The sequence below is a fragment of the Actinotalea sp. JY-7885 genome (genome assembly GCF_014525465.1).
Lineage (GTDB): Bacteria > Actinomycetota > Actinomycetes > Actinomycetales > Cellulomonadaceae > Actinotalea.
Map to the genome: position 1 here is coordinate 11,637 of NZ_JACEXH010000007.1, position 16,845 is coordinate 28,481.

Annotated in this window: 11 protein-coding genes; 6 read left to right on the plus strand and 5 right to left on the minus strand. The window is 74.8% G+C overall.

All coding sequences use genetic code 11. From position 1 onward, the window contains the following. Window positions 1-136: 136 nt before the first annotated feature. From IDM29_RS01650 to pseI, 3 genes are all read left to right on the plus strand, one after another. On the plus strand, window positions 137-4,909 hold the full coding sequence (locus tag IDM29_RS01650; protein WP_188037122.1) for a carboxypeptidase regulatory-like domain-containing protein: 4,773 nt from the start codon (window positions 137-139) through the stop codon (window positions 4,907-4,909). A 100-nt stretch (window positions 4,910-5,009) separates the two neighbouring features. Continuing rightward, window positions 5,010-5,855, plus strand: coding sequence for a dTDP-4-dehydrorhamnose reductase (gene rfbD / locus IDM29_RS01655; RefSeq protein WP_182111760.1), 846 nt, complete (start codon window positions 5,010-5,012; stop codon window positions 5,853-5,855). After that, a complete protein-coding gene (gene pseI, locus IDM29_RS01660; protein WP_188037123.1) occupies window positions 5,852-6,910 on the plus strand; it encodes a pseudaminic acid synthase in 1,059 nt (352 codons plus the stop codon). The genes rfbD and pseI overlap by 4 nt, the downstream gene beginning before the upstream one ends. A 57-nt stretch (window positions 6,911-6,967) precedes the next feature. Here pseI and IDM29_RS01665 read toward each other — a convergent pair whose 3' ends face one another. Next, window positions 6,968-8,563: a bifunctional UDP-2,4-diacetamido-2,4,6-trideoxy-beta-L-altropyranose hydrolase/GNAT family N-acetyltransferase gene (locus tag IDM29_RS01665; protein WP_188037124.1), complete on the minus strand. Its 1,596-nt coding sequence runs from the start codon at window positions 8,561-8,563 to the stop codon at window positions 6,968-6,970. After that, window positions 8,560-9,324 carry a glycosyltransferase family protein gene (locus IDM29_RS01670; protein WP_309232658.1) on the minus strand — a complete coding sequence of 255 codons (765 nt, stop codon included), beginning with the start codon at window positions 9,322-9,324 and terminating at the stop codon, window positions 8,560-8,562. Before IDM29_RS01670 ends, IDM29_RS01665 begins: the two co-directional genes overlap by 4 nt. 80 nt (window positions 9,325-9,404) lie before the next feature. Between IDM29_RS01670 and pseB the strand changes: the two genes are divergently transcribed. From pseB to IDM29_RS01685, 3 genes are read left to right on the plus strand one after another with little or no spacing between them, the layout of a single operon-like run. After that, window positions 9,405-10,388, plus strand: coding sequence for a UDP-N-acetylglucosamine 4,6-dehydratase (inverting) (gene pseB / locus IDM29_RS01675; RefSeq protein WP_182111757.1), 984 nt, complete (start codon window positions 9,405-9,407; stop codon window positions 10,386-10,388). An 8-nt stretch (window positions 10,389-10,396) separates the two neighbouring features. After that, window positions 10,397-11,527, plus strand: a complete 1,131-nt coding sequence (gene pseC / locus IDM29_RS01680) for a UDP-4-amino-4,6-dideoxy-N-acetyl-beta-L-altrosamine transaminase (protein WP_182111756.1) — start codon at window positions 10,397-10,399, stop codon at window positions 11,525-11,527. An 8-nt stretch (window positions 11,528-11,535) separates the two neighbouring features. Then, window positions 11,536-12,981, plus strand: a complete 1,446-nt coding sequence (locus IDM29_RS01685; protein WP_182111755.1) for a lipopolysaccharide biosynthesis protein — start codon at window positions 11,536-11,538, stop codon at window positions 12,979-12,981. Between the two features lie 27 nt (window positions 12,982-13,008). Here the strand turns inward: IDM29_RS01685 and IDM29_RS01690 are convergent, their stop codons facing one another. Genes IDM29_RS01690 through IDM29_RS01700 form a run of 3 tightly spaced genes read right to left on the minus strand, consistent with a single transcriptional unit; the run spans window position 13,009 to window position 16,815 of the window. Then, the gene (locus IDM29_RS01690) at window positions 13,009-15,354 is read right to left on the minus strand and encodes a hypothetical protein (protein ID WP_188037125.1); all 2,346 of its coding nucleotides are present in this window, start codon (window positions 15,352-15,354) and stop codon (window positions 13,009-13,011) included. Next, entirely contained in the window at window positions 15,351-16,295 is a 945-nt protein-coding gene (locus tag IDM29_RS01695) for a glycosyltransferase family 2 protein (RefSeq protein WP_182111753.1), read from the minus strand. Before IDM29_RS01695 ends, IDM29_RS01690 begins: the two co-directional genes overlap by 4 nt. Before the next feature lie 19 nt (window positions 16,296-16,314). After that, window positions 16,315-16,815 (minus strand): GtrA family protein, encoded by a 501-nt coding sequence (locus IDM29_RS01700; protein WP_182111752.1) that lies wholly within the window; start codon window positions 16,813-16,815, stop codon window positions 16,315-16,317. Window positions 16,816-16,845 lie beyond the last annotated feature (30 nt).

Below are 16,845 nucleotides of genomic sequence, written 5' to 3' on the forward strand. Positions count from 1 at the left end.
CCGGGTGAACTTGACCGGGCGCCGCCCGCGGGGCCGGGCGCCAGGTCCCGAACGTCCCGTTCTGGTACCCCTCGTACCCCCTACCGTCGCTCCGATGCCGGTGGTCACCGGTGAGCGCGCAGGCTCGAGGAGTCCCATGTCGCACCACACCCGTACCACCCGGTCACGAGGCGCCGGTCTCAGGCGGCGCGTCCGCAGCGTCGCGGTCCTCGCGATCGCGGCCCTCACCGCCGCCGGCTTCGCACCCATGGCGGCGGCCGCCGACGAGCCGACACCGACCGGCTCCATCTCGGGCCGCATCACGGTGCCGGCCGGTGTGACGGCCGAGGTGTTCGAGGGCATGTCCGTCAACGCCTGGGACCCGCACGGCTTCGGCGCCTCCTTCGGTGCGAGGGTCGGTCTCGACGGCAGGTACACGATCGCGGAGGTACCTCCGGGGAGCTACCAGGTCCAGGTCGACGCCCCGGATGCGAGCGACCTGATCGACGAGTACTACGGCGGCGCGACCAGCGACATGGGCGCCGTCCCGGTCACCGTGACGACCGGGTCCGTGTCCGGGATCGACGTCGCCCTGGACCAGGGCGGCTCGGCGTCGGGGACGGTCACGGTGCCGGCCGGCACCGACCCCGCTGCCGTGCACGTGAACGTGGTCAGCGTGACGCCCGGGATCTGGCGTTCCGTCTACGTCAACCCGGACGGCACCTGGAGTGCCCACGGCCTGGTGCCGGGGGAGTACCACGTGCTGTTCGAGGCCTCCGGCACCTCGCTGATGAGCGAGTACTACCCGGATGCGGCAACGACGCTGGACGCGACCCCGGTGACGGTGACCTCCGGTGCGACGACCCGTTCCCTGGACGTCCGGCTCGACGTGGGTGGCTCCATCTCCGGCACGGTCCAGGTGCCGGCGGGGACCGATGTGAGCCTCCTGAGCGTCGAGGCGACCAAGGGTCCGATGGACAGGGCGGGGTTCGCGCAGGTCGCCGCCGACGGCACGTTCCGGATCGACGGGCTGCGCTCCGGCTCCTACGCCGTGAAGTTCGACGCCTACGGGTCGGAGCTCATGCCGGAGTACTACGACGACGCGGCGACGCGCGAGACCGCCGAACTCGTGGCGGTCGTCGAGGGTCAGGCGAGCACGGGCGTCGACGCGGTGCTCGCGACCGGTGGGGTCATCACCGGTTCCGTCACGGTTCCCTCCGGCGTCGACCCGGTGTCCGTGTACGTCAGCGTCATGCCGATCGGTGGCGGTCAGCCTCGCGGGGCGCAGGTGGGCGCGGACGGTACCTACCGCGTGGCGGGCCTCCGGACGGGCGACCACCAGGTCACCTTCTCCGCGTACGACTCCGACCTCGTCACCGTCGTCCTGGGCGGTGCGGGTGTCGGCGGTGACCCCGTGAGCGTCGTCGAGGGCGAGGTGCTGTCAGGTGTGGACGCGACCCTCGTGCGAGGAGGCGCGATCACCGGCCGCGTCACGGTCCCCCAGGGGCACTCGGTGCGCGACGTGTCCGTCTGGGCGTCCGCGGACACGGGCGGTGGTGGCCCCAGTGCAGCGGTGAATGCCGACGGCACGTACCGCCTCGGCGGTCTGGCCGCGGGGAGCTACCGCGTGTCGTTCAGCGCGAACACGGGCAACCTCGTCGGCGAGTACTACAAGGACGCGTACGACTACATGACGGCGACGAAGGTCGAGGTCGTGCTGGGCGGCACGGCGACCGGGGTGGATGCCTCGCTCGAGGCCGGCGCGTCGATCGAGGGTGTCGTGCGCGGCACCGACGGTCCGCTCGCCGGGGTGAGCGTCTCGGCTCAGCCCGTCGGGGGCGGCATGGGCGGGGGTACGACCACCGACGCCCAGGGCCGGTACACGATCCGGGGTCTTCGTGCCGCCGACTACACGGTCTCGTTCTACCCCTCGGGGGACTCCCCGTACGTCTTCGAGTACTACGACGACGCGGCGTCGACGGGCGCCGCCAAGGCGGTCCGGGTGACGGCGGGAGCAGCCGTCCGTGGTGTCGACGCGACCCTCGCCCTCGGCGGCGTGGTGACCGGCCTCGTCACCGGGCCGGAGGGCGCGCCCTTGCGCGGGGCCATGGTCTCGCTCCAGTCGCTCGAGGACGGCGGCATCTGGGGTGGCTCGGCGACCACCGCGGCCGACGGGCGCTACACGGTGCCGCGCGTCCCGGCGGGCCAGTACCGCGTCAGGGTCGACCCCGGCGCGGACTCGGACGCCGTGCCCGGCTGGTGGGGCGGCGTCGGCACGCCGTCCACGCTCACCGTGTCGGCCGGCCAGACGAGGGCCGGCATCGACGTCCGGCTGCCGCTCGGCGGGACCGTCTCCGGGACCGTGAGGGCGTTCGACGGGTCGCCCGTGGCCGGCGCCGAGGTCTATCTCGACAGCGACGACGGTGGCGGCGAGGGCGCCTTCGCGGTCACGGCGGCGGACGGCACCTACGTCGCACGGGGTGTCCCGGCAGGCAGCTTCACGGCGTGGGTCTGGCCCGGGCGCGACGACCTCGCCCCGCGGTACTGGAGGGACAAGGCGTCGGCCGCCGATGCCGACCGGATCGAGATCGCGCTCGGCACCTCCCGCGCCGGCATCGACTTCACGCTGCCGCCCGCCGGTGCCGTCAGCGGCACCGTCGTCGTGCCCGCCGGGTATGAGACCTACTGCGTCAGCGTCATGCCCGTGAAGGGCAGCGACGGCGGCGCGGACTGCTACGACGCGGGGGAGCCCTATACCGTCGGCGGGCTCGCCAGCGGGACGTACGTGATCGGTGCCACGGCGTACGACGCCGAGACCTCGCGGTCGACGATCACCCTGTACCGGCCGGCGACCGCCCGCCGCTCGTCGGCGACACCGGTGGCGGTCACGGCGCCGGCCACCGTGTCCGGCATGGACCTCGACCTCAGGTCGGCCACCGTTCGAGGTGATGTGGAGCCAGCCCTGACGATCACCTCGTCACCCGCGACGCCGGTGCCCGGCAGGCCCACGACGGTCACGCTCACCGCCGCCGGCACCGCGGGGGTGCCGACGGGTGTCGTCGAGCTCACGGACCGGAACGGGTTCGTCACCGACGCCGTGCTGTCGGGCGGGAAGGCGACGTTCACCTACACGTTCGCCAGTGCCGACGCCTGGCTGGACGTCTCGTACAGCGGCGACGCGACCTACCGGATGGGTGGCGGCTACCTGGAGGCAGGCGGGGCGGTGCCCGCGGCGGCCACCACCACCACCCTGACGTCGTCGGCGCCGTCGACGACGGTGGGCACGCCGGTGACGGTGACGGCCACGGTGCGCTCGGCGGCGGGGACGCCTGCCGGTGACGTCGTCTTCGAGGGCCCGGGTGGCGAGCTCGGCCGGGTGCCGCTCGCGGCCGGCAAGGCGTCGCTGCCCCTCACCGAGCTGCCCGTGGGGCAGCACCTCATCACGGCGCGCTACGTCGGCACCGCGGAGCACGCGGCGTCGAGCGGGCAGGTCACGCAGACGGTCACCGCGCCGGTGCCACCGTCGATCAGCCGGGTCGAGCCGCCGAGCGGCAGCCTCCTGGGCGGCACGGCCGTGACGATCGTCGGTGCCGGGTTCACCGGCGCGACGAGCGTCATGTTCGGCGACACGGCCGCCACGAACGTCGTCGTGACGTCTGCGACGACGATCACCGCGACGAGCCCGGCGGGAGCGGTCGGGACCGTCCCGGTCTCCGTGGCCACCCCGGTGGGCACGACGACCGGCACGACCGCGGGCTCGTTCACGTACGTGGACTACGTCGCGCAGACACCCGCGCGGGCGCTGTCCAACGGTGCCGTGACGCCCAACCTGGTCCGCTGCCTGAAGGTGGGCGGCACCAACGGCGTGCCGGCGGAGGCCACGGGAGCGATCATGAACGTGACGGCGGTGCGGCCCAACGGGCCCGGGTACGTCGTGGTCTACCCCGACACCGCGGGCAACGGGAAGACGCCCGCCCCGAGCGGCTCGACGGTCAACTTCGAGCCCGGTGCCGACGTGGCGAACTCCGCGTTCGTCGCCCTGCCGGCCAACGGCCAGGTCTGCTACCAGACGCGGGGCGCGGCGAACGTCGGCGTGATCCTCGACGTCACGGGGTACACGCTGCCCAGCTCGGGCATCGTGACGCAGGCGTCGCAGCGGCTCGTCGACACGCGCGCCGGTGGCTACCGCGTGGGTGACATCGCCGGTCCCGTCGCCCCGCGCCAGGTCCAGACCGTCAAGGTCCGGGGCGAGGCCGGCGTGCCGGCCGACGCCACGGCGGTGGTCCTCAACGTCACGGTCACCGGCCCGACGACCGGGGGCAACCTGCGGGTCTTCCCGGCCGGCCAGCGGGTCCCGAACACGTCCGTGGTGAACTTCGCCGCCGGGCAGGACAAGGCCAACGGCACGATCGTCAGCCTCCCGAGCTCGGGGGAGATCTCGTTCTACTCCGACTCGCCGGTCGGAGTGGGCGCGAGCCCCGTGCAGGTCATCATCGACGTCGTCGGCTACGTGAAGGCGGAGACGTCCTTCACGGGTGTCGCGCCGGAGCGGATCCTGGACACGCGGGCGGGGGCGGCCCACGTCGGGCCGATCGCCGGCGCGCTGACCGCCCGGAAGGTCTACTCCGTGCCGGTGGCGGGCGTGGGGCCCGTGCCGCGGGACGCGACGGCCGTCGTCCTGAACGTCACGGCCATCCGGCCGAGCGCGAACGGGAACCTGCGCGTGTACCCGGACAGCAACGGCAACGGCACGACGCCGCCGCCCAACGCGTCGGCGATCAACTACGTGCCGGGGCGGGACATCCCCAACCAGGTGGTCGTGGCGCTCCCCGCCGACGGGAAGGTCAACTTCTACTCCGACATGGGCGCCGGCACGGTGAACCTCGCCGTCGACGTCGTCGGGTACGTCACGGGGGACGCCCAGGAGTGAGACCGGCCCGCCCCTCCCGGCCTGCCCGGGAGGGGCGGGCCGCCGCCCCGACTACTCTGACCGTCGAGGACGGCTGGACGGTCGAGGCGAGGGAGACGCAGTGCGCTGGTTGGTGGCGGGTGCCCGGGGGATGCTCGGGCAGGACCTGGTGAAGCAGCTCGAGGCGCGTGGGGAGGACGTCCTCGCCTTCGACCGCGCGGAGCTCGACATCACCGACCCGGTCGCGACCCACGAGGGCGTCGCGGGGGTCGACGTCGTCGTGAACTGCGCCGCCTGGACCGCCGTGGACGACGCCGAGAGCGCGGAGGCCGGAGCGTTCGCGGTCAACGCCGTCGGGCCCGCCTCGCTCGCGCGGGCGGCCGCCGCCCACGGCGCGCGCCTGGTCCAGATCTCGACCGACTACGTCTTCGACGGCGTCGCGACCGAGCCCTACGCCGAGGACGCCCCCATCGCGCCGCGTTCCGCCTACGGCCGGACGAAGGCCGCGGGCGAGTGGGCGGTGCGGGCGGAGGCGCCCGACCACCTCATCGTCCGCACGGCGTGGCTCTACGGCGCCGGGGGGAGCTGCTTCCCGAAGACGATCGCGCGCGTCGCGCGCGAGCGCGGGGGGCTCGACGTCATCACCGACCAGGTCGGCCAGCCGACGTGGACCGCCGACCTCGCGGACCTCGTCCTGCGGCTCGTCGACGCCGGGGCGCCGGCGGGCACGTACCACGGCACGTCGTCGGGGCAGACGTCCTGGCACGGCTTCGCCCAGGCCGTCGTCGGCGCCGCGGGCCTCGACCCGGCGATCGTCGCGCCGACCACGAGCGAGGGCTACGTGCGCCCCGCACCCCGCCCGGCGTACTCGGTCCTCGGCCACGACGCGCTGCGCGCGATCGGCGTCGAGCCGATCGGCGAGTGGTCGCAGCGGTGGACCGCCGCGGCGTCGGAGGTCCTCGCGTGAGCGCGTCGCGGACCGTGCGGATCGGTGAGCACGTGGTCGGTGAGGAGCACCGGCCGTTCGTGGTGGCGGAGATGTCGGGGAACCACAACGGTGACCTGGGTCGCGCGTTGGCGATCGTGGACGCGATCGCGCAGAGCGGCGCGCAGGCGGTGAAGCTGCAGACGTACACGGCGGAGACGATCACGATCGACGCGGACGGTCCGGCGTTCCGGGTCTCGAGCGGCCACGAGCTGTGGGGCGGGAAGAACCTGTACCAGCTCTACACCGAGGCGCACACGCCGTGGGAGTGGCACGCGCCGATCTTCGAGCGGGCGCGTGAGCACGGCCTGGTGGCGTTCTCGAGCCCGTTCGACGACACGGCCGTGGACCTGCTGGAGGATCTGGGTGCGCCGGTCTACAAGATCGCCTCGCTCGAGATCGCGGACCTGGCCCTGCTGCGGCGGGTGGCGCGGACGGGGAAGCCGGTGATCATCTCCACGGGTGCGGCGACGGTGACCGACGTCGACACGGCGGTGCGCACCATTCGTGCGGAGGGCAACGACCAGGTGGTGGTGCTGGCGTGCACGTCGTCCTACCCGGCGTCGCCGAGCGAGTCGAACCTGCGCTCGATCCCGGTGATCCGGGACACGTTCGACGTGGTGGTGGGGCTCTCGGACCACACGGCGGGCATCGGCGCGGCGGTCGCGGCGGTGGCGCTGGGTGCGGTGCTGGTCGAGAAGCACGTGACGCTCGCGCGGGCCGACGGCGGTGTCGACTCGGACTTCTCGCTGGAGCCGCACGAGCTCGCGGCGCTGGTCACCGAGACGGAGCGGGGCTGGCAGGCGCTGGGTCGGGTGCAGCTCGAGCCGACCGCGGGGGAGGCGGAGAGCCGGCGGCTGCGCCGTTCGCTGTACGTGGTGCGCGACGTGCGCGCCGGTGAGGTGGTGACGCCGGAGAACGTGCGCTCGATCCGGCCCGCGGGCGGGCTGGAGCCCGTGCACCTGGACACGGTCCTGGGCCGCAGGTTCACGCGGGACGCGGCGCGCGGCACGGCCCTGACCTGGGACCTCGTCTGAGCGCTGGGCGCCTCGTCTGAGCGGCGCCGGCCCCCACCGGGCCGGGGGCCGGGGGCCTCAGGTCGGCGGGGCGGCGGCCGGCGGCCGCTGCACGTAGGCGTCGACGTCGTCGTCGGCCAGCTCGGGCGCGGGGGCGTAGCCGGCGGAGCGGAAGAGCCGGGCCGAGGCGTGGTTGTCCGGGCGCACGTGGGCGAGCACGGCGGGGCGGGGCCCGACGAGCTCACGCCACGCGCGTTCGCCCGCCGCCAGCACGTGCCGGCCCAGTCCACGACCGCGAGCGGCCGGCGCGAGCGCGATCGAGACCTCCCACAGCTCCGTCCCGGTGCCGACGGTCCCGTGCTCGGTGCGGTCGAAGCGGACGGTGCCGACCGGCCGGCCGGCGGCCTCGGCGACCAGGAGGACCCGGCCCGGGTCGGCCAGCACGCGCGCGAGCCAGGCCAGGTGGTCCGCGCGCTCGACCGGCGCGGTGCTGCGCGACGCCCGGCGCGTCAGCGGGTCGTTCCGCCAGGCGAGGAGCAGGTCGCCGTCGCCGGGTGTCGCCGGGCGTGCCTCGACGCGGGGGACGGCCGCTCGTGCACGGTCCCACGCCGCGACGATCCTGGCGGCGCCCCCGCCGTCGACGCTCGCGCGCGCGACGTCGGCGACACGTCGGCGCACCCCGGGCTCGCCCAGCGCGGTGCGCAGGGCCTCGCGCGCGGCGGGGGCCGCGCTGCGCACGTCGTCCGCGGAGCCGAGCCCGAGCGCGATGCCGGCCTCGACGGCGCGCCGGTAGCCCTCGTGCTGGTTGGCCGTGATCGCGACCGCGGCGGTGGCGACGCCGACGCACGCGAGCTCGACCACCGTGGTGCCTGCGGCGCTGACCACCAGGTCGTAGGCCGCGGCGAGGGCCGGCAGGTCGTCCTGGGGACCTCGAAGGTCCACCTCGACGCCCGGGCCCGCGTCCGTCGCGGGCCGGAGCCGCGTCGCCGCGGCCCGCACGTCCGCGTGGCGCTCGGGGGGCGCGACGACGGTCAGGCGGCCCAGGGGTGCGCCGTCGGCGACGACCGCGGCGAGCAGCGCGACGACGGCGGCCGCGACCCCGGCGGCGTCGGTCCCGCCCATGACCACCAGCACCGCGGGGCCCTCCGGTCGAAGGTCCCGCGTGAGGTCCTCGCGTTCCGCCCGGGCGCGGCGGACCGAGTGGCGCAGGGGTGCGTAGCGCACCCCGAGCAGCGCCTCGCCGGGTCCCGCGTCCCCGGTCGTCGCAGTCTCGGCGCCGAGGGTCGGGTCGACCACGACGTCGGCGGCGCGTCGGCCGTAGGTCCCGTCCTGGATGGAGGACAGCACGAGGCCGGCCCGGTGGAGCGGCTCGAGGAGCGCGCTCGACACCCCGTAGTGGTCGACGTGCACGACGTCGGCGTCGAGCTCGAGCGCGAGGGCGGCCAGGTCCGCCCCCTCGGCGCCGGCCGCGGCGGGCTCGGGCACGGGCGGCGGCGGGACCAGGGGCACGCCCGCGTCCGCCACGAGGCGCCGGCCGAGCGGCACGTCGACGGTCCCGACGAGGGTCGTGCTCCAGCCGTGCTCGCGCGCGGCCTCGGCCAGCGCGAGGCAGCGCACGAGGTGCCCGACGCCGCCCGAGGCGCTCGCGTCGCAGCGCAGGAGGACGTGGCTCATCCCTCGTGGAGCCGCTTCTGCACGACCCCGGCGTTGAGAGCCGTGAGCTCGGGTGCGGCGCGCAGCGCGGCGACGAGGTCGCGCCAGGCGGGCGGGCGGTCGCCGAGCGCGGTGACCAGGGCACGCAGCAGCTCGGCGTCCTGCGGTGTGTCGAGCGTGACGCGCAGGTCGTGCGCGTCCGGGCTCACGACCAGGCCCAGGGCGCGGCACCGGCCGGGCTCGTCGTAGAGCCAGGACGTCACGTGCACGCGGTGGTGCTCGCGCGCGTTGGCGTCGGCCAGCGCGAGACCGCGGCCGGAGACCAGCTCCACGTCGAGGCCGCGCGGCAGGGTCCGCACGAGGGTGGTCGCGACGTAGTCGAGGTCCGGGGTGGCGCGCCACGCCGCGACCACCTGGGTGATGAGGGCGGGGTCCAGCAGCGGGCAGTCGGCCGTGAGGCGCACGACCGCGTCGGCGTGCGTCGCGGCACGGGCCTGCACGAAGCGGTCGAGCACGTCGAGCTCGCTGCCGCGCACGACGTCGACCCCCAGCCGGGCGGCCGCCGCCGCGACGGCGTCGTCGCCCGCCGCGGTGGACGTGGCCACCACGACCTGGTCCACACCCGTGGCCGTCCGTGCGGCCCGGACCACCCAGTCCAGGACCGGCCGACCGGCCAGCGGCAGCAGGACCTTGCCGGGCAGCCGGGTCGAGCCGGTGCGGGCCTGGACGACGGCCACGACGCGGGGCGCGGGCACGGAGGCGACGGTGGTCGGGGTCTGCACCGTGCCATGATGCTCTACCGGGACCGCTGGGTCCCACGCGTCCAGGTGGATGCGTCGCTGACCCACGTGGAGACCTGCGGATGTCCTTGCTCAACGGTTCGTCGATCTTCGTGACGGGTGGGACGGGGTCGTTCGGCAAGGCGTTCTTGCGTGAGGTGCTGGATCATCACGACCCGCGGCGGGTGGTGGTGTTCAGCCGTGACGAGCTCAAGCAGTACGAGGTGCGGGCGCAGTTCGGTGACGACCCTCGGCTGCGGTGGTTCATCGGGGACATCCGTGACCGGCACCGGTTGGAGCGGGCGATGCACGGGGTGGACTACGTGGTCCACGCGGCGGCGCTGAAGCAGGTCGACACGGCGGAGTACAACCCGTTCGAGTTCGTGCAGACCAACGTCAACGGGTCGCAGAACGTGATCGACGCGGCGATCGACTCGGGTGTGAAGAAGGTCGTGGCGCTGTCGACGGACAAGGCGTCCAGCCCGATCAACCTGTACGGGGCGACGAAGCTGTGCGCGGACCGGATGTTCGTCTCGGGCAACCACTACGCGGCGGCGCACGAGACGCGGTTCTCGGTGGTGCGGTACGGGAACGTGATGGGTTCGCGGGGGTCGGTGATCCCGGTGTTCCGGCGGTTGGCGGCCGAGGGGGCCTCGATCCCGATCACCGACATGCGGATGACGCGGTTCTGGATCACGTTGCCGGACGCGGTGAAGTTCGTGCTGGACTCGTTCGAGCTGATGACCGGCGGTGAGCTGTACGTGCCGCGGATCCCGTCGATGAAGGTCACGGACCTGGCGCAGGCGGTCGCGCCGGGTTCGCCGATGCACGAGATCGGGATCCGGCCGGGGGAGAAGCTCCACGAGGAGATGATCGCCCCGGACGACTCGCGTCGTACGGTGCGCCTGGGGGACCGGTACGTGGTGATGCCCTACGTCAGCGGCTGGGGCTACCAGGCGCCCGCGGACGGGGAGCCGGTCCCGGACGGGTGGACCTACCGGTCGGACACCAACGACCTGTGGCTGGAGCCGGACGAGCTGCGCGACATGGTCGCGCGGTTCGCCTGAGGCGCGCGGTGCTGCCCTACGGGCGCCAGTCGATCGACGACGCGGACGTGGCCGCGGTCGTCGAGGCGCTGCGCAGCGACTGGTTGACCACCGGCCCTGCGGTGGACGCGTTCGAGGCGGCGGTCTCGCGGGTCACCGGTGGTCGCTCGGCGGTGAGCGTGACCTCGGGGACCGCGGCGCTGCACGTGGCCTATGCCGCGGCGGGGGTGGGCCCGGGCGACGAGGTCGTCACGAGCCCGCTGACGTTCGTGGCCACCGCCGCGGCGGCCGCGCTGCACGGTGCGACGGTGGTCTTCGCCGACGTCGAGCCGGACACGGGCAACCTGGACGTGGCGGCGGCCACGGCCGCGCTGAGCGACCGGACCCGGGTGGTCACGGCGGTGGACTACGCGGGCCTGCCGGCCTCACCGACCGAGTTCGCCGCCCTGGCGCGCGAGCGCGGGCTGCTGTTCGTCGAGGACGCGGCCCACTCGATCGGATCGACGTGGGACGGGGCGCCGGTCGGGTCGTTCGCGGACCTGACCACCCTGTCCTTCTTCCCCACCAAGAACCTCACCACGGCCGAGGGCGGCGCCGTGGTGACCGGTGACGTGAGCCTGGAGCGGCGGGCGCGCCGGTTCAAGAACCACGGCCTGGTCCGCGACCCCGCCGAGCAGCGCTGGCCCGACGAGGGCCCCTGGCACCAGGAGGTCCACGAGCTGGGCCTGAACTACCGCCTGCCCGACGTGCTGGCCGCGCTGGGCACCTCCCAGCTGCGGCGCCTGGAGGCGTTCAAGGCCCGCCGCGCGCAGATCCACGCCCGCTACGACGCCGGCCTGGCGGACCTGGACGGCGTGCTGACCCCGGCCCACCGCGACCGGGCCGACCCCGCGTGGCACCTGTACCCGCTGCGCGTGCTCGACGGACGGCGCCGCGAGGTCTTCGAGTCCCTGCGCGCCGCGGGCATCGGCGTGCAGGTCAACTACGTCCCGGCCTACTGGCACCCCGCCTTCGCCGACCTGGGCTACCAGCGCGGGCAGTGCCCCCACGCCGAGGAGTACTACCGCCAGGAGATCTCCCTGCCCCTGTTCCCCGACCTGAGCGACGACGACGTCGACCGGGTCGTGGAGCAGGTGCACCGCGCAGTCACGGGCCGCTAGGCCGTGGCGTGACGGATCCGGTCGCGGCAGGAGGCCCGGACCGGGCCGCGGGCCGCACCGACTCGGCGACGGTGCTGGGTCGCGGCGCGCTCTACACGCTCGCGACCGCCGGTCCCGCCCTGGCGGCCGTGGCCGTGATCCCCGTGGTGACGCGCGTGCTCGCGGCGGACCAGTACGACCTGGTCGCCGTGGCGACGGTGGTCGTCCAGGTCGGCTTCATCCTGGTCGCGCTCGGGATGGGTGCCGCGATCACGCGTCAGTACGTGCTCGACGCGGCCGGCGCGCCCGGCGCGCGGGGCCTCGTCCTGCAGGCCGCCGCGCTGGCCACGGCGCTCACGCTCGTCGCGGCGTCGACGCTGGGCTGGTGGGCACCGGCCCTGCTCGGGCGGCCGGCGTCCCCGGCGCTCCTGCTCGCCGTCGTCGCGTGCCTCGGCGGCGCCTGGATGGTGGTCGCCCAGGCGTACCTGCGGGGCGCCGACCGGGCCGGCGCCTTCGTCGGGCTCGCCGTCACGGCGAGCCTCGCCGGTCCGGCGGCCGGGCTCGCGGGGCTCGTCCTGCTCGAGCGCACGGCCACCGTCTACCTCAGCGGGGTCGCCGCCGGCTACGTCCTCGCGGGGCTGGCCGGCCTGGTCCTCGCGCTGGGCTCCGGCCCCGTCCGTGCGGAGAGGGCCGGCCTGCGTGCCGCGATGCGGATCGGCCTGCCGACGGTGCCGCACCAGGTGAGCCTCTACGTGGCGCTCGCGGGACTGGTCGTCGTCGCCGACCGGCTCCTCGACCAGGGCGGCCGCGCGAACGTGGCGCTGACGATCGGCGCCGGCGCGACGGTCGTGACCGCCGGCCTCAACAACGCCTGGGCGCCGCTCGTCTACCGCGCCGCACCCGAGCGCCGCGGCGAGGTGCTCACGGGCACGACGCGCACGATCGCCACCGTCACCGCCGTGCTGGCCGGTGGCGTGGGACTCCTCGCGCCGTGGCTGCTGCGGCTCGCCGCACCCGCCTCCTACGCCCCCGACGAGCTGGTCCCCGCAGTCGCGCTGGCGTCGGCCGCCGCCCTGCCGTCCGTCGTGTACCTCGCGAGCGGGCACCTCGTCTTCGCGCGCGGTCGGACCGGGGCGCTCGCCCTGACCACGCCGACCGCCGTGCTCGTGGGTATCGCGGTCGCCGCGTGGCTCGCCCCGGCCTGGGGCGTGACGGCCGTGGCGGTCGGCTACCTCGTGACCTACCTGGGGCTCGCGGTGCTCACGACCCTGCTCCAGCGGCGGGTCGCGGACCACCCGTGGTGGCCACCGTTCCTGCCCGTCGTGACCCTCGTCTGGCTCGGCGTCACGGCGGCCGGGGTCGTCCTGCCGGTCGACGGCGCGTGGGCCCTGGCCCGCGTGGCCCTCGCGCTCGTGCTCGGCGTCGGCGGCGCGCTGGCCGTGCGACGCGGTCTGCGGTCGAACCCTGCCCGGTAGCCGGCCCGTCGGGCCGACGGGCGCGGCTCAGTCGATGCGGTAGACCGCGGCCCCGTCGGTCTCGTGGACCAGCGTCGCGTACCGCGCGAGTGCCGGGTCCTCGACCGAGATCGTCCGGTCCACGAGCAGCCAGCGGACGCCGTAGCGGTCCGCGAGCAGGTCGACGGCGTCCTGCGAGGGGTCCGTGAACACGGCCTCGTTGTGGGCGTACCGCTCCTGGTCCCAGAACGGGCTCGTGCGCGTCTGGCCCGGGCGGAAGCCCTCAGGGTAGGCCCAGCCTTCGAGCAGCACCCTGCGTTCGGTGAGCGCGGCCACCCAGAAGTGCCGGGCGTCGCACGCCTCGGGCGGGCCGTAGCAGTGCGCGTTGGTCGCGACGACGTCGTCCGCGGCGGCGGTGTCGCGGACGAGGAGTGCGGCGAGGGCGCCGTCACGGGGGACGGGCCAGCCCTCGGGGCTGCCGGGCGTCCCGCCGACCACGGCGCGCGCGGCCGCCACGACCTCCTCCGAGCGCTGTGCCAGCGACCCGCCGACGAGGAGCCCGACCAGCACGACGAGCGCGACGGTCACGGGCGGCAGTCCGCCCGGGCGGCGCCGGACCAGGCGCGCACCAGCGGCGGCGCAGGCCAGGACGAGGCACATGGCGAGCAGCACGAGCCACGGCGTGCCCAGGGCACGGAGCGGGATCAGCGGCACGATCCGCTCAGGTGCCTCGGGCCCGTCGAGCGACTGCACGAGCCGGAGCACGACGACACCGGCGAGCAGGGCGCCGGTCACCAGGGCCATCCCGGCGCGCGGCGCACGCCTGACCGCGGCCGCCAGGCCCCATGCCGACAGCACACCCAGCACCGGCCACGCGGCGTAGAGGAAGTACAGCTGGCTCAGGCCGTTCGCGGACGTGAGCAGCGATCCGCAGACGCCGGCCACGGCGACGCCGACCACGAGCCACAGCGCCGGGTCGCGCATCGTGCGCCGGGTGGCCAGGAGCACGACACCCGCACCCGCCAGGAGCCACGAGACGAGGCCGAGCCCGAGCATGAGGACGCGGTGGCTGGTCAACGCCGGGTCCGCGACCTGCTGGGTGAGGGCGAAGGAGTGGACGAGGTTGAGGGGCGCGATGGTCAGGCTGCCCGCCGCGCCGCCGAGCAGGACCACCGCGACGAAGGCGAAGCACGCGGTGGCACCCGCGGTCAGCCCGGCGGACATCCGCCACCTGCGGTCGCGCAGCAGCAGGCTCACGGCGAGGGCGAGCAGGAGCCCGCAGACGAGGACCGGCAGGAAGGTGCTCTTGGAGCCGCCCGCGGCCAGCGCGAGCACGGCGAACGTCGCGAGGAGCCCGGCGCGCCCACGCCAGCCGCGGCGCTCGTCCCGGACCAGCATCACCGTGACCGTGACGGCCGCCAGGAAGAGCGGGATGCCGAAGGTCTGGGTGGGGCTCCGGTAGGTGGCGAAGTGCAGGAAACCCGGGTTCTGGAAGGGGTAGTCGATCCACCCGTACACCGGGACGGCGGCCGAGAGGGTCACGACCGCCGCCGCGAGGGGCGCCGCGGCAGGGATCCCCGAGAGTCGCCGCGCGAGGACGCCCGCGAGCACGATGCCCAGCGCCACGAGCGGCAGCGTGTCGAGCCGGTACACGAGCCACGTGAGGTCGATGCCCGTGACCGCGGCGGCCCCCGCCAGGTGCTCGTAGACGAAGAGGTGGTAGCGGAGCGGCTCGTCGTACAGGTAGGGGTACACGAGCGGGAAGTGGTCCATCACGCCCGAGGCGATCGCGTGGTGGAACGGGAGGTCGACGTAGGCGGTCACGGGGACGCCGCGGCTCCACGGCCCCGATCCGTCGACGTAGGCGATCATGTTGTTCGCCATCGCTGTCGCGCCCAGCCACACGGCGGCGGCCACCACCGCGCCCGCCTGGACCCAGGCGCCCAGCGCGGAGCCCGGGGAGGCGGTCGGCCGCGACCAGACCCGGCGCAGACGCGGGTGCAGGGCCGTGAGCGCGACCGCGACGGGCGCCCAGACCCAGGACCAGCCCGACAGCCCGAACGGCGCCAGGGCGAGGGCGAGCAACACCTGGACCGCGAGGCCGACGGCCGACCCGAGCGCCACGTCCTCGGTGAAGGAGACCTGGTCGCCTCGCACGGCACGCCACACGAGCGTCCCGGGAAGCGCGACCATCAGGCCCAGGTAGAGGAGGAACGCCACGGCGACCGGGACCGGCGTCCCGTAGCGACTCAGCACCGCGAGGCAGGCCAGGACCGCGACCACCGCGGGCAGGTACGCCAGCGCGCGGCGTGCCGGACCCGTCGGCCGAGCCCGCCCGGACGTGACGGGGCCGGTGACTCGCCCCTCGACCGCTGCGCCCGCCGGCGCGCTCACCGCCGGTCCATGCCGGAGTCGGCGCGCACGAGGTACGTGGGCTTGCCCGTGCTGCGGGTGTGCAGGCGGCCGAGGTACTCCCCGATCACCCCGAGGGACAGCATCTGGGCGCCCGAGAAGACGGCCACCATGGCGGCGATCGTCGTGAAGCCGGCCACTGTCGTCTCGCCGGCCGCCCACTTCCAGAGCACGACGCCGCCGAGCACGACCCCCACCGCAGCGCAGAGTCCGCCGAGCCAGGCGACCGCGCGCAGCGGGATGTTGCTGTACCCGGTGATCATGTTGATGGAGTGACGCGCGAGCGATCGCAGGCTGTAGGACGACGTCCCGACCGTGCGCTGGTCCATGTGCACGGTGACGCGCACGACCGAGGTCGTCGCCCACGACAGCAGGACGTCCAGCGAGATGTACGGGTCGTCCACGCGCGCGAACCCGTCGCGCAGCTCGGTCCGGAAGGCGCGGAAGGCGCTGACGTCCTCGGCGTTGGGGACGCCGGCCAGCGCCAGCCCTCGCTTGACGGTCCGCGACGCCGCCGAGCGCACGGCGCCGTGCTCCTCGACACGCGCGACGCCGTAGACGAGGTCGGCGTCGCCGGCCGCGATCGGGGCGAGCAGCAACGGGATCTCGCCGGGCCGGTGCTGCAGGTCGTCGTCCATCGTGACGACCACGTCGCCCTGCGCCCGGGCGATCCCCGCGAGCAGGGCGTTGTGCTGCCCGTAGTTCCGCCGCAGCTCCACAGCGCGGACCTCGGGGTGGTCGGCCGCGAGAGAGCGGGCGACCGCCGCGGTCTCGTCGGGGCTGCCGTCGACGACCAGGATGATCTCGAGCCCGGCCACGCCGCTCCCGAGCTCACCCGCGCCGTGTGCGCCGAGGATCGCCGAGACGAGGGGGCCGAGGGTGGCCGCGGAGCGGTAGCAGGGGATGACGATCGTCAGGCGCACGCGAACAGGATGCCCTACTTCAGCCACGTTCCCGGAAGCTGACGAACTTGTGCCCGAGGAAGCTCAGCACCGCGACCCCGATCACGGCCAGCACCTGTGCCGCGAGCGGGTGCATCCCGGCGAGCTCGACGAGTGCCGGCGTCGCGACGAGCCCTGCGAGGAACCCGCCCGACCAGACGCTGACGAAGGCCGGCAGGTCTGCCTGCCAGCGGCCGGTCGAGCGGAAGATCAGGCGTCGGTAGACCGGGAACGCGACCGAGATCGTCACCACCTGCCCGACGAGGATGGCGACCATGTACGGGATCCCGGTCGCGAGCAGCCCGGCGAGCAGCACGAGGTAGCCGAGCGTGGTGGACCCCGCCACCACGAGGTAGCGCATCTCCTCGCGCTCCAGGGCCCGGCGGACGAGGCCGAGCATGCCCGGCGCCGACGAAGCCGGCGCCCGGTCCGCGGTCGGTGCGCGGTCCGCGGTCGGCGGCACTGGTGCGGGCGGGGTCGGGCGCACGTCGGGAGCCTCCACCGGACCAGGGTAGGCGACGGTCGACGCACC